Source organism: Clostridioides sp. GD02404, from assembly GCF_045898275.1.
In the GTDB taxonomy this organism is placed as follows: Bacteria; Bacillota; Clostridia; order Peptostreptococcales; family Peptostreptococcaceae; genus Clostridioides; species Clostridioides difficile_A.
Window position 1 is genome coordinate 1 of sequence record NZ_JBJOCA010000049.1, and the last position, 10,946, is coordinate 10,946.

At 25.7% G+C, this 10,946-nt stretch carries 21 protein-coding genes and 1 pseudogene; 5 read left to right on the forward strand and 17 right to left on the reverse strand.

The genetic code is table 11. The features are described from left to right. Nucleotides 1-287: 287 nt before the first annotated feature. The 13 genes from Q3287_RS18910 to Q3287_RS18970 all read right to left on the reverse strand — a co-directional run bounded on the left by Q3287_RS18910 (nucleotide 288) and on the right by Q3287_RS18970 (nucleotide 5,326). Nucleotides 288-620: a hypothetical protein gene (locus Q3287_RS18910; protein ID WP_243193333.1), complete on the reverse strand. Its 333-nt coding sequence runs from the start codon at nucleotides 618-620 to the stop codon at nucleotides 288-290. Next, a complete protein-coding gene (locus Q3287_RS18915) occupies nucleotides 604-738 on the reverse strand; it encodes a hypothetical protein (RefSeq protein WP_285891509.1) in 135 nt (44 codons plus the stop codon). Before Q3287_RS18915 ends, Q3287_RS18910 begins: the two co-directional genes overlap by 17 nt. Then, nucleotides 738-1,103, reverse strand: coding sequence for a hypothetical protein (locus Q3287_RS18920; protein WP_243193334.1), 366 nt, complete (start codon nucleotides 1,101-1,103; stop codon nucleotides 738-740). The genes Q3287_RS18915 and Q3287_RS18920 overlap by 1 nt, the downstream gene beginning before the upstream one ends. Before the next feature lie 23 nt (nucleotides 1,104-1,126). After that, nucleotides 1,127-1,930 carry a hypothetical protein gene (locus tag Q3287_RS18925; RefSeq protein ID WP_021386654.1) on the reverse strand — a complete coding sequence of 268 codons (804 nt, stop codon included), beginning with the start codon at nucleotides 1,928-1,930 and terminating at the stop codon, nucleotides 1,127-1,129. Nucleotides 1,931-1,943: 13 nt separating this feature from the next. Continuing rightward, nucleotides 1,944-2,141, reverse strand: coding sequence for a hypothetical protein (locus tag Q3287_RS18930; protein ID WP_243193335.1), 198 nt, complete (start codon nucleotides 2,139-2,141; stop codon nucleotides 1,944-1,946). A 1-nt stretch (nucleotide 2,142) separates the two neighbouring features. Beyond that, on the reverse strand, nucleotides 2,143-2,775 hold the full coding sequence (locus Q3287_RS18935) for an ERF family protein (RefSeq protein WP_021386652.1): 633 nt from the start codon (nucleotides 2,773-2,775) through the stop codon (nucleotides 2,143-2,145). Then, nucleotides 2,775-3,041: a hypothetical protein gene (locus Q3287_RS18940; protein ID WP_243193336.1), complete on the reverse strand. Its 267-nt coding sequence runs from the start codon at nucleotides 3,039-3,041 to the stop codon at nucleotides 2,775-2,777. Before Q3287_RS18940 ends, Q3287_RS18935 begins: the two co-directional genes overlap by 1 nt. A gap of 76 nt (nucleotides 3,042-3,117) precedes the next feature. Continuing rightward, nucleotides 3,118-3,369 carry a hypothetical protein gene (locus tag Q3287_RS18945; protein ID WP_021386650.1) on the reverse strand — a complete coding sequence of 84 codons (252 nt, stop codon included), beginning with the start codon at nucleotides 3,367-3,369 and terminating at the stop codon, nucleotides 3,118-3,120. Between the two features lie 19 nt (nucleotides 3,370-3,388). Next, the gene (locus tag Q3287_RS18950; RefSeq protein ID WP_021386649.1) at nucleotides 3,389-3,616 is read right to left on the reverse strand and encodes a hypothetical protein; all 228 of its coding nucleotides are present in this window, start codon (nucleotides 3,614-3,616) and stop codon (nucleotides 3,389-3,391) included. Nucleotides 3,617-3,634: 18 nt separating this feature from the next. After that, on the reverse strand, nucleotides 3,635-3,835 hold the full coding sequence (locus Q3287_RS18955) for a hypothetical protein (RefSeq protein ID WP_021386648.1): 201 nt from the start codon (nucleotides 3,833-3,835) through the stop codon (nucleotides 3,635-3,637). A 16-nt stretch (nucleotides 3,836-3,851) separates the two neighbouring features. Then, nucleotides 3,852-4,331 carry an XRE family transcriptional regulator gene (locus Q3287_RS18960; RefSeq protein WP_243193337.1) on the reverse strand — a complete coding sequence of 160 codons (480 nt, stop codon included), beginning with the start codon at nucleotides 4,329-4,331 and terminating at the stop codon, nucleotides 3,852-3,854. Between the two features lie 46 nt (nucleotides 4,332-4,377). Further along, nucleotides 4,378-5,166 (reverse strand): phage antirepressor KilAC domain-containing protein, encoded by a 789-nt coding sequence (locus tag Q3287_RS18965; protein ID WP_271641748.1) that lies wholly within the window; start codon nucleotides 5,164-5,166, stop codon nucleotides 4,378-4,380. Further along, the gene (locus Q3287_RS18970) at nucleotides 5,159-5,326 is read right to left on the reverse strand and encodes a hypothetical protein (RefSeq protein WP_271641747.1); all 168 of its coding nucleotides are present in this window, start codon (nucleotides 5,324-5,326) and stop codon (nucleotides 5,159-5,161) included. The genes Q3287_RS18965 and Q3287_RS18970 overlap by 8 nt, the downstream gene beginning before the upstream one ends. Nucleotides 5,327-5,480: 154 nt before the next feature. Between Q3287_RS18970 and Q3287_RS18975 the strand changes: the two genes are divergently transcribed. After that, entirely contained in the window at nucleotides 5,481-5,669 is a 189-nt protein-coding gene (locus tag Q3287_RS18975; protein ID WP_102815652.1) for an Arc family DNA-binding protein, read from the forward strand. On the opposite strand, the gene Q3287_RS18980 is transcribed toward Q3287_RS18975, so the two are convergent. Together Q3287_RS18980 and Q3287_RS18985 are read right to left on the reverse strand one after the other, a co-directional pair. Next, nucleotides 5,647-5,787 (reverse strand): Arc family DNA-binding protein, encoded by a 141-nt coding sequence (locus Q3287_RS18980; protein ID WP_102815653.1) that lies wholly within the window; start codon nucleotides 5,785-5,787, stop codon nucleotides 5,647-5,649. The two genes, Q3287_RS18975 and Q3287_RS18980, sit on opposite strands and share 23 nt — an antisense overlap. 55 nt (nucleotides 5,788-5,842) lie before the next feature. Next, nucleotides 5,843-6,073 carry a helix-turn-helix transcriptional regulator gene (locus tag Q3287_RS18985; protein WP_407964651.1) on the reverse strand — a complete coding sequence of 77 codons (231 nt, stop codon included), beginning with the start codon at nucleotides 6,071-6,073 and terminating at the stop codon, nucleotides 5,843-5,845. Nucleotides 6,074-6,216: 143 nt separating this feature from the next. On the opposite strand from Q3287_RS18985, the gene Q3287_RS18990 reads away from it, so the two are divergent. After that, on the forward strand, nucleotides 6,217-6,564 hold the full coding sequence (locus tag Q3287_RS18990; protein ID WP_021386641.1) for a helix-turn-helix domain-containing protein: 348 nt from the start codon (nucleotides 6,217-6,219) through the stop codon (nucleotides 6,562-6,564). 116 nt (nucleotides 6,565-6,680) lie between these two features. Here Q3287_RS18990 and Q3287_RS18995 read toward each other — a convergent pair whose 3' ends face one another. Then, entirely contained in the window at nucleotides 6,681-6,806 is a 126-nt protein-coding gene (locus Q3287_RS18995; protein ID WP_021386640.1) for a hypothetical protein, read from the reverse strand. A gap of 189 nt (nucleotides 6,807-6,995) precedes the next feature. Here Q3287_RS18995 and Q3287_RS19000 point away from each other — a divergent pair, with 189 nt between their 5' ends. The 3 genes from Q3287_RS19000 to Q3287_RS19010 all read left to right on the forward strand — a co-directional run bounded on the left by Q3287_RS19000 (nucleotide 6,996) and on the right by Q3287_RS19010 (nucleotide 10,624). Further along, nucleotides 6,996-7,211, forward strand: a complete 216-nt coding sequence (locus Q3287_RS19000; RefSeq protein WP_021386639.1) for a helix-turn-helix domain-containing protein — start codon at nucleotides 6,996-6,998, stop codon at nucleotides 7,209-7,211. A 206-nt stretch (nucleotides 7,212-7,417) separates the two neighbouring features. Beyond that, on the forward strand, nucleotides 7,418-8,548 hold the full coding sequence (locus tag Q3287_RS19005) for a type I restriction endonuclease (RefSeq protein ID WP_021386638.1): 1,131 nt from the start codon (nucleotides 7,418-7,420) through the stop codon (nucleotides 8,546-8,548). A gap of 396 nt (nucleotides 8,549-8,944) precedes the next feature. Continuing rightward, entirely contained in the window at nucleotides 8,945-10,624 is a 1,680-nt protein-coding gene (locus Q3287_RS19010) for a recombinase family protein (protein WP_223152977.1), read from the forward strand. An 85-nt stretch (nucleotides 10,625-10,709) separates the two neighbouring features. On the opposite strand, the pseudogene Q3287_RS19015 reads toward Q3287_RS19010, so the two are convergent. Next, nucleotides 10,710-10,859: pseudogene (locus Q3287_RS19015) on the reverse strand (tRNA (N6-isopentenyl adenosine(37)-C2)-methylthiotransferase MiaB); the annotation flags it as partial. Nucleotides 10,860-10,946: the final 87 nt, after the last annotated feature.

The window sequence follows — 10,946 nt, forward strand, 5'->3', positions numbered from 1 at the left end:
ACAAAGTCTATTTGTCTCCCATTAAACTCTTTTATATAATCTGCTATATCATATACTCTTTGACATTTATGCTCTATACAATGGCAAATGTCATTTACGCTTACTTCTTCTGGTATTTCAACTATAATTTCATGTTCTAAAGTTACTTTTTCCTCAAACTTAATTTTATATTTTTTCATTTTAAATTCTCCTTTATTTCATTTCTGAGAGTCGCAAAACATTTCAACAGTAATTTATATTAAGATACATTTTGAAACTCTCTAAACTGTTTTTGTTAGATATTTCTTCTATCCAAATATAAGTTCTTCGCTATCAAGCCACTTTTTAATACCATCCTCACAATCATATTCAATATCATCCTTCTTACAGTCATAAATACAACATTCACACACCTGTTTATTATGTAAAAAATCTATCAATCTATTAATAAATAGTGACTCCTTTTCTTGTACTTTCTCTTTAAGAATTTTATTTTCTTCTCTTAACTCACTAATTTCATTAAAAACATCTAAAAGCAACTTTGAGTCTGTCTCATTATCTTCATTTGAAATTCTGTATTCATAAATCCTACCAACCATAAAACTAGTTACTATTAATGTAATACTAGTTAAAATATTCACTTTTAACCATCTCCTCATACTCATCTCTAGCTTTATCTATTGCAGTAAATATATTTTCTCCATTGTCATATAATTCTTTTGCTCTTTTAATTGTGTATTCTATTCTTGAAACTTCCATTATTCCTCCTCAACATATTCAGCTTTCCATCCACTTCTAGTTTTACTCTTCTTTTTAATTGTTTGGTAAACTGCTTGATGTTTCAATCTTAAAAAACAGGCTGCACTATCTAATGATTCAAAAACTTTTTCCTCACCAGTTGCAACATTAGTCAATTTTATTGGTATATCTTTTTTCCTTTTTTTCATTCTTCTTTCAATACCAAACTCTATTAACATTTTTTCAGAAGTTGGATATATCTCTTCTCCATTTCTTGTTACTCCAATTATGCAACAGTACAATGCAAGATAGTTTTTAAGTGTTAAATCATCTTCTATAATATTATTTATAACAGAACCACTAAAATATCTTTCTACTTTAAACACAGCTTATATATCCCCCTATCTAACTATTTTTTAAACTTTTCTTTTTGACTTTTTTTGATTATTTCATCAAGTTCACTAGATGTATATTTAATATATGTTTCTGTAAAGTTAGCAAATTTGGTTTTAGTAACTTGACCAGCATCATTACTAATAAAGTTCCTATTATCCTTATATATCTTTTCTAAAAAATTGAATACCTCACCTTTCTTATTTATAAAGATATATATAGCTTTTAATAATCTATCTTCATCCCAATTTACTACTTTCTTTTTCATATTCTCACTTAGTTTTAAGTGTGTATTTTCTTCAATTATTTCTTTATTTTTATTTACTACAGCACTTGTCTGCGTAGTATAGTTACAAGGTATAGTAGAAGGATATAGTAGATGGGTTTTTCGTTCCGGATTTATATCCGTTTGGGTCGGAAATATATCCGTTTGGGTCGGATTTAAATCCGAGCAGTCGGATATATTTCCGACATGTGGATAACTTTTAGTGTTACTAATTAGCTCTATATATCTATATCCTAATTTATAGTAACTCCATGTTCCTCCTTGTTTTAAAGTAGCATGTTCAAGTATATCTAATTTGTCCAACTTCTTAAGTATTCTATATATTGTGTCTTGCTTTTCTGTATAAAGTATTGGCAGTTCTTCTATCACTCCTGAATAATCAATCCAATAGTATTCAATTCCTTCAATCATCTTTCTTGACATTCTTCCACTTCCTAAAAAATCTACAAACCATCTTAATATAAGCAAATCTCTTATATTGAGACCTAATTCTACTGCTTTTTTCTGACTAAATCCTAATATTGTATATTTCAAGGTATTCACCCTCTTATCTAACTAATTCCATCTCTTCTGTTATATAAATTAAACAATCAAAACATACTTCTATAAAGCTCTTTCTCCCAATCATTATATTTACATCTTTATCATACTCACAAGACCTCAATACTGGTATTGTTACAAGTTCTAATTCACTATTAACTCTATTTTTACATCTATCACACTCATAAACTAAATAACTAGCCATTTTACACCTCTCTTTTTTCTACATTTTCATAAGCTTTACAAATCATGTCATATTCTTCTCTATTTAAATCTTTGATTTCTTTGCCTAACTGCTTAAAAACCTTTTCTTTCAACTTTTCTTTACTAACACCAGCATTATAAGCTATTGCATACAATCTACTTAATTGTTTAGTAGACAAAAATTTAACCTCATTACTTCTATTTTCTTCATCAAATTTATTTAAGTTAGTATTATTTTTAAACTGCTCTTTACCACTTATTGCATCAAAACTATCATTTTCAGTTATATTAAGTAACTGAATATACAAATATCTAGTTTGATAGGTTTCTATACCTCCTAGTGCTTGTAATTCATTAGAGCCTTTAAGTTGTAAGTCTCGCATTGGAGAAGTGAATGTAATCTGCTCTAATGGGTTTTCTCCATTTATCAATGTTAATGTTGCATACTCATTTGTAAAAGTCACTATAGGGCATAATTTAGCTTCTTCCAATAAATCTGTTGCTTGAGGTAGAAAGTCTGCTAACTCAAAATACTTGAAGTTAGCAAACTTATTTTGACCACTCTTTTTAATGTCTAGTTTATTAAATCTGACTCTTACATCCATTAATTTAATATATATATTTTTGTTATCCATCAATCTCCCTCCATATATTTTATGTTTTGTTCTAAGATTTTCATAAAACCATCTATGTAATCACCATAAAGTTTTTTTAACTTATTATCTTCTAAATGTTGCTTAAACTCTTCTAAAGTCCACTCTTTTTTATGTTTATCTATACAAGATTCTAATGCTGATACTTGTCCAAATTTTAAATCTAAATCTACTTCATCAACTGTTGTAAAATTTAATAAAAATAATTGTTCTTCTAATACTTGAATTATTTCTTCTCTACTTTTCAAAATAGTCCCCTCTATGTTATAATTATATTGATATTATGATGTTTTTTTGAATTGAGTCTTTGCAGAGGCTCTTTTCTTATATCTGTACATTTAAAGGTCTCTCCCTTTCTAAATATTCTTGATACATCATAATTTCCCTAAAATCATCAGATGCTTCTAATTCAATATCATATTCAAGCATTTTAAGTATATTTTCACTGGCTATTTTTACACCTTCCCACCAATTTAATATATTAATGTTACTAGTCTCATTGTTATCTTTTAACCTTTCAATTTCTATATTAGCTCTTTTAATTTGACTTATTGCAAATATTTTAGCTGTATTCACTTACACTCACTCCTTTTATTTAATGTAAAAATCTAATATTATAATCGCCTTGTTGAATATCTTCTATCGTTAATAATTGATATTGTATGCATCCTCTATATTTATCAAAATAAGCTAAATTTAATTCATCACTAGTAGCTACTATTACAATACAATCTCCTTCAAAATTAATTTTTCTTGAGCTTATTTTTATTGCCTTACCTACTTTGAATTTACTTAAATCAAATTTTAATACTAATCCTTCCATACTAATTTTCCTCCTTGATTAATGTCCAAACATTTCTTTTCTAATTCTATATATTTCATCAAAATCTAATGGTGTAACCATATATGATATATCTATCGGTGGAATATTTTGAAATGCTCTTTCTGCTTCTTCCATTGTATAAATTCCACATTCATTCAATGCTTTCCATGTCCTTTTTAATTGTGCCTGAAATTCTTCTTCTGTTTTGTAATTCATCATAATTTATCACCTCCTATTAAATGTTTTTTTTAGCCCATAAATCAGTTTCTTGTGCTAATTTTGAAATTTGCTTTAATGTGTCTAATACATATTTTTTAAAATCATCTTTTTCATATTCTTCTACTGAACCTTTTTCAGATATATCGAGTAATATTTCAGTCATTTTTTCAAAATCATTTCTAGTTGCTAAAATCTCAATGGTTAATCTATCCAAACTTTTTAGTTCTAAGTTTTGTGCATATCTAATTCCTATTGAACATTGATTCTTACAGTAATAATTAATTAGTTCTGGTGCATTATATACACTTGAAATTTGTAACACTTCATCAGCTCTAGGTGTGATATTTCCTAATTCAATTCTTGCTAATTTTGTACAATCCATTGATAAATACTGTGATGTGCTCTCTCTACTCCTCATATCTTTATTTCTTTCTGCACATTCTAATCTAGCCTTGTAGTAAATACTGTTTAACGCTTTTGTTGCTATCCTTGCCATATACTTTCCTCCTTTTAAGATAAACTTAGATTATTTGTAATCTATTTTAAAAAACTAATTTAATTTTATTATCTGATTTTAGCTTGTTTATAAAATAAACTTGTCCTTTCCCAGTGATTTTTACTGTTCTAGTTACTTTAGTGCTTCCATCAGGGTTATTTATTACTCTTTTTTTAACTTCCATTATTCCTAAATTCATACTTTTTTGAGTTGGTATATTATAATCCTCACCTTTACGCTTAATTAAATATCCATTATCTCTAAGCCAATCAAATAGTCTATTTTGACCTGTATCTACACCATTTTGTTTTAATATTTTTGCTAGTTCACCAACTAGTATTGAATTTTCAGAACCTAGAACTGCATCAGCAAATAATACTTTTGGTTGTTGTAATTGAATCACTTTATCTTTTTCCTCTATTTCTATACTTTTCTTTTCTATTGTCTTTTGGGCTACCTGTAATGCTCTTGCCATTATTTCATCATCTGACATATCTTCTGTTGTATGTATATATCCTCCAGTTTTACGAATTTCTTTTATTATCTTTTTAACTTCTTTTTTAAATTGTTTAGCAATTTGTTTTCTACTTTGCATCAAAACCTCATACAATCCATCTTCTGTTAAAAACCAAGCACTATAAGCATTGTTTAGAGTGCCTATCTGTATTAATTCTTTTTCTTCTACTTCGATATTAGATAACATTGTTGATACATTACTATGCTCTATCCATTCAGCTACATCTTTAGCTAAAAACAAAGGTTTTTCTAAAGTTCCATAAACTCTAAATTCTTTCCCTAATAATTCTTGTTCTTTAATTATTTGTAAATTATTCATACTTACCAACCTCCACACTCTCAATTTCTTTTATGTAATTCCAAAGTATGTGTAATATTAAAGAATTCTTGGACATTCCTTTTTCTTCTGCTATTAGTATTAATTTTGTATTTAAATCATACGGAATTCTTAAGCCAGTTCTTACTCTATTTCCTAACATATTTTCCTCCTATTTTGTTATCTATATGTTGCCTATCTTTAATACAAAGTATAACACCTTTTTATTGTGTTGTCTATATGTTGTCTATATATTTTTTATATTTATTTTTATGATATAATTGTTGCCAAATAGACTACATAAAGGAGTTGATATTATGGCTAAAATGGGTACATATAAAAATCCTCATTTTGCAATTAGAATACCAAAGGAAAAACTTGATAAACTTAAATATATAGCTGAATATAACGCTCGTTCAGCTAACAAAGAAATAGAGTTTCTTGTCACTAAACATATAGAAATATTTGAAAAAGAACATGGTTCTATATGTTTGGATTCTGAATAAATTCTTGTAATATACTCAATAGAATACTATTAAAACTTCTTCCTTTTTTACTTGCCTGCTTTTCTAACTTTTCTTTAAGTTCTTTAGGTAGGCGTATTGTTGTTTGTTCCCTTTGCACCTAATCACCTCTTTTATATTCTATATTTAGATTTGAAAGTACTAATTTAGTAAAATCATTTCATATCTTCGCCTTCTTTAATTGTACTTTTAGTACACTCACTTTCCAAAAAAATTTCCTCTATTGAGGTATTAAAGTAGCTAGATATCTTTACTGCTGTACTTAAAGATGGTATTCTTTCATTTTTCTCTAAGAAAGCTATATACCTACTTGTAAGTCCTAATTCAGATGCTAACTCATTTCTACTTAAATTTCTTTTTATCCTAAGAGTTTTTAAATTATTCAATTTATCACCTTCTTTTATTTTATCTTATGTACTAATAGTACAGTACTATTAGTACATTGTCAATGGATTTTTCAAAAAAAATAGTATATAATTGATAATTAAGAACTAATAGTTCAATAAATTTAAAAAGGTGGCTAAATAATATGATTGGAAATAGAATAAAAGAATTGAGAATTGAAAAAGATGTTACTCAAAAAGAACTTTCAACTTTTTTAGGGCTAACACCTAAAATGATTTCTTTCTATGAAAAAGAAGAACGCTTTCCACCTCATGATATAATTTTGAAACTATCAGAATTTTTTAATGTATCTACAGATTATCTTCTTGGAAAATCAAATGAAAAAGAAATAAATGAATTTATTGAAAAATTAGATTCCCCAGAAGATATAAAAAACATGTTGAAAATCTTTACTGAATTGAGTGAAGAAGCACAAAATAGAATGTTAAATATAGCAAAAGTGTTTTTGGAAGAAGAAAAATCAAAAAAATAATATTTACTTATATAAATTTAGAGAGATGTTTTAAAATAAACTAATTATTTTTAAACATCTCTTTTTATTTAAAAATATTAAATACAATTACCTTTTAATTATAATTCATAGTTTATTTATTCATCTTTTTCATAAATAGAGAGCAATATTTCAAAATATTCTGTTATTTTTTCTGAATTAAGCTTATCTAATTCAATTAATATTTCATTTAATTCTAATACCTTTATTTCTAAATCCCCCATTTAAAGTATCCCCCTCTATCATGTATTAAAAATTCTAGCCACTCTTTATTTTCACACTCTATTCACATAGAATTTTCTTAATTACATTTTAGCACATATTTTTACTCAAAAATGTCGCTATCACCGTCATTTACTTTACAATTCTACAAATGTCAACATGTATAAATTAAAGTAAAGGGAGGTTTTAGTATGTTAAAAGAATTAAGAAAAAAAAGAAGATTAACACAAAAAGATTTGTCTGAAAAAGCAAATTTAAGTAGAACTTACATTTCAGAGCTAGAAAGGGGGCTATATAAGAATATAAATATAGATGTAATTATTGATTTGTCACTTGCATTAGAAATAGATTGTCTCATTCTATGTGAGTACTTTATTGAAGAAAATTTGAAAAGAAGGAAAATATAATAGTAAATATTTTGATAGCATAAGAATAGAACAATTACAAACTACTCTAATTTTATGTTATTGAATTAATATGAAGGTTGTATAATAAATCAAAAATAACTTGTTTTACATATAAAAGTAGACTTTTCCATAAAATATATTGATAAATGGGTTACTTTATGTATATTATTAACTATATATGTATATTTATGATATGGGGGGTTACTATGGATTTTTCAGATAAAATAAATCAATTTAGTAAGAGGATAGAAACATTAAAAAATAACTTAACCACAGAGGAAGCAACAAAAACAGCATTAATAATGCCATTATTTCAAATTTTAGAATATGATATTTTTAATCCATTAGAGTTTATGCCTGAATTTATAGCAGATGTAGGTGTTAAAAAAGGTGAAAAAGTTGATTATGCAATATTAAAAGATGGCAAACCATTGATTCTAATAGAAGCAAAATGTGCAAGTGATAAATTAAAAAAACATGATGCTCAACTCTTTAGATATTTTACAGCAACAGAAGCAAAATTTGCAATACTTACTAATGGAATAATTTATAAATTCTTCACTGATTTGGAAGAAAAAAATAAAATGGATGAAAAACCATTTTTGGTATTAAATTTATTAAATATGGATGACAATAAAATATCTCATCTAAAAAAATTCACTAAAAATTCTTTTGATATAGATACAATCTTTAATATCGCATCAGAATTAAAATACACTAGTTTAATAAAAGCACAATTAAATATGCAATTAGAAAATCCATCTGATGAATTTGTTAGATTCATAATAAATGATTTTTATAATGGAATTAAAACTCAAAATGTAGTTGAAAAATTTAGACCTATTGTAAAAAGGTCATTATCTCAATTTGTTAATGATTTTATGAATGAAAAATTAAAGCTCCTCTTAGAGAATGACAATGAAGATTATGAAAAAAAGAAAGTGAAAGATAGCAAAAAGAAAGAAAAAAATAAAATAGATAATGATATAACAAAAAAACAAGATGAAAATAATCTTCCTAAACCCGAAATCGAACCTAAAAATAATATATTATTAACAGAAGATGAATTAAAAGCAATAGATATAGTTCAAGACATTTTAATAGAAAATGTATCTAAGGATGAAATAAGTTATAAAAAAGTAAAAGATGATATATTTATATTATATAAAAATGATATTAAAAATTGGATATGCAAAATAACGCTAAATTCATCTAATAAAACTATCTCTCTTCCTAATGGTGAAAATGATTATTTAGAATACAAAATGGATGAAGTGATAGATATAAAAGAATTAAAAGATGATCTAATTTTCATCATAAAAAAATACATAAAATAAGATTATAATTCTAAATATATTTATAAAAAATAGCATGTACTATAAATATTACATTTCCTTTGTACAAAGATAAGATGGCTTTAGGCTACTCTATTTTTGTACAGGTTATGTAATACGCTTTATTTTAGAACATTTTATTCTAATGTTTGAGTGTTTTAGAAAATTTATATAGCCTTACAAACAAAACTGTAAGATTAGCTATAAATATTACAATAATACTTTCTTTTCTACTTCACTCAGATCAAACTTATTCTTCCATATTACCCATCTTATAATATTTAACTAGATTTTATTGTAGTATCATGAAAATAATTAAATTGTATCATTTCATCATGCTAAATATACTATTTTAAACAAATTTCAACTCTTATAAACTCTACTTAGAGAGGTGATAATATGAAATCTGCACTATATGTAAGAGTAAGTACACACTATCAAGTAGACAAAGATTCCCTACCATTCCAACGCCAAGAGCTTATAAACTACTCCAAATATGTACTTGGAATAGACGACTATGAAATATTTGAAGATGCAGGATATAGTGGCAAAAACACAGATAGACCAGCTTTCAAAGATATGATGAATAGAGTAAGAAATAAAGAATTTACTCATATACTAGTTTGGAAAATAGATAGAATATCAAGAAACTTACTTGATTTTTGCGATACCTATGAAGAAATAAAAAAACTAAATGTAATATTTATCAGTAAAAATGAACAATTTGACACTAGTTCAGCTATGGGTGAAGCAATGTTAAAAATAATACTTGTATTTGCTGAACTTGAAAGACAACTTACTGCAGAAAGAGTATACTCAATTATGCTTTCACGAGCTGAAAAAGGATTGTGGAATGGTGCTAATTGTCCTATTGGTTATACTTATGATGAGGAAAGTAAGTTCCCTCAAATCGACACTCAAGAATCCATAATAGTAAAAATGATATATGATAAATACGAAGAATTAAAATCAACTTCAAAAGTTTCATCTTATTTAAACAATAATAATATAAAGACAAAAAGAAATGGAATATGGACAAGTAAAACAATTTGCGACATTATAAGAAATCCATTTTATAAAGGAACTTATCGTTATAATTATAGAGAAAGTGCACGAGGAAAAATAAAAGATGAAAAAGAATGGATTGTAATAGATAATAATCATAGTAAAATAATATCTACTGAACAGTGGCAACACTGTAATGACATAATGAATACAAATGGTTCAAAAGTTTCAGCATCTTTTAGAAAAAATGTTATAAATACCCATATATTTGGCTCATTTCTAGTATGTGGATGCTGTGGTAATAGATTTGTATCAAACCTTGATAGACCTAGAAAAAATGGCTATAAACCTTCATCATATAGGTGCTCAAGTAAATTTAAGGATGTATATTGTAATTCTAAAATTATTACAGATATAACTCTAGGTCCATTTATTTTCAACTATATACTAAATCTTATAAAAGTACACATTTATGGAGTTAAAAATATAAAGGAACTTGAAAAAAGACTCCTTCAAGGTAATACATTTAAAAATATAGTTGGAATAAAACAAGATGAGCTTGAAAACATGTACATTTGTATATATGTTTCAAAGAATCAAAAGATTAGGCAGCTAAATAGAAATAATATTAAAAAGAAAAACAGTAATATGAAAGATACTACTATTAAACTTCTATTATCAGAAAAAGAAAAGTTTGAAAATGCTCTTAATAAACTTGAAGATTTATTTTTATTCTCTAAAGATATGTCAAAAAAACAGTATCTTTTAAAAAAAGTTTCACTTAAAGAAAATTTATCTGCAATTAATAATAAATTGGAGATTGAATCTAAAAAAGCAGATAATAACTCTTTACCTAATGATATGTCCTTCTTAAAAACTGCAAGTAATTTTTTACTTTCATTTAATTTATTGAATGAAAAAACTGTTGACTATAAAAGATTAGTTATGAATATGGATAAACAAATTTTAAAAGATTTTATTGAATCTATGATAGATAATATAACAATAAAAAATGGCATAATACATAGCATAAAATTTAAAAATAATCTTACAAATACATTTATATATAAATAATAAAAATAAGCTATTCATGAATCATTGAATAGCTTATTTTATATGTTAATAATAGTAGTGAGCATATAACCATGTTAACTTACACTAAAGGACATCCAAAGGTTTGAGTAAACACGAGTTTTCTCTTTCCAGTTCTGTTGAAATATTCTTCATTTTGTCTGTGTATTTGTTCTATATATTTATCTTGTTCTTGTATTTTCTCTATAGGTATTGTTACTTGTTTTCTTTTGCTCACTTCTATTCCTCCTAGTTAATTTCTTATATTACACATAACCTTAATTATATCAAATAAGAAAAATCTTTTAAAGATATTATTATTTTT

Coding starts and splice junctions, on each gene's coding strand:
- Q3287_RS18915 (WP_285891509.1), bottom strand. CDS start 738: ATGGAAGTTTCAAGAATAGAATACACAATTAAAAGAGCAAAAGAATTA.
- Q3287_RS18930 (WP_243193335.1), bottom strand. CDS start 2,141: ATGGCTAGTTATTTAGTTTATGAGTGTGATAGATGTAAAAATAGAGTT.
- Q3287_RS18935 (WP_021386652.1), bottom strand. CDS start 2,775: ATGGATAACAAAAATATATATATTAAATTAATGGATGTAAGAGTCAGA.
- Q3287_RS18950 (WP_021386649.1), bottom strand. CDS start 3,616: ATGGAAGGATTAGTATTAAAATTTGATTTAAGTAAATTCAAAGTAGGT.
- Q3287_RS18955 (WP_021386648.1), bottom strand. CDS start 3,835: ATGATGAATTACAAAACAGAAGAAGAATTTCAGGCACAATTAAAAAGG.
- Q3287_RS18960 (WP_243193337.1), bottom strand. CDS start 4,331: ATGGCAAGGATAGCAACAAAAGCGTTAAACAGTATTTACTACAAGGCT.
- Q3287_RS18965 (WP_271641748.1), bottom strand. CDS start 5,166: ATGAATAATTTACAAATAATTAAAGAACAAGAATTATTAGGGAAAGAA.
- Q3287_RS18970 (WP_271641747.1), bottom strand. CDS start 5,326: ATGTTAGGAAATAGAGTAAGAACTGGCTTAAGAATTCCGTATGATTTA.
- Q3287_RS18975 (WP_102815652.1), top strand. CDS start 5,481: ATGGCTAAAATGGGTACATATAAAAATCCTCATTTTGCAATTAGAATA.
- Q3287_RS18990 (WP_021386641.1), top strand. CDS start 6,217: ATGATTGGAAATAGAATAAAAGAATTGAGAATTGAAAAAGATGTTACT.
- Q3287_RS18995 (WP_021386640.1), bottom strand. CDS start 6,806: ATGGGGGATTTAGAAATAAAGGTATTAGAATTAAATGAAATATTAATT.
- Q3287_RS19000 (WP_021386639.1), top strand. CDS start 6,996: ATGTTAAAAGAATTAAGAAAAAAAAGAAGATTAACACAAAAAGATTTG.
- Q3287_RS19005 (WP_021386638.1), top strand. CDS start 7,418: ATGGATTTTTCAGATAAAATAAATCAATTTAGTAAGAGGATAGAAACA.
- Q3287_RS19010 (WP_223152977.1), top strand. CDS start 8,945: ATGAAATCTGCACTATATGTAAGAGTAAGTACACACTATCAAGTAGAC.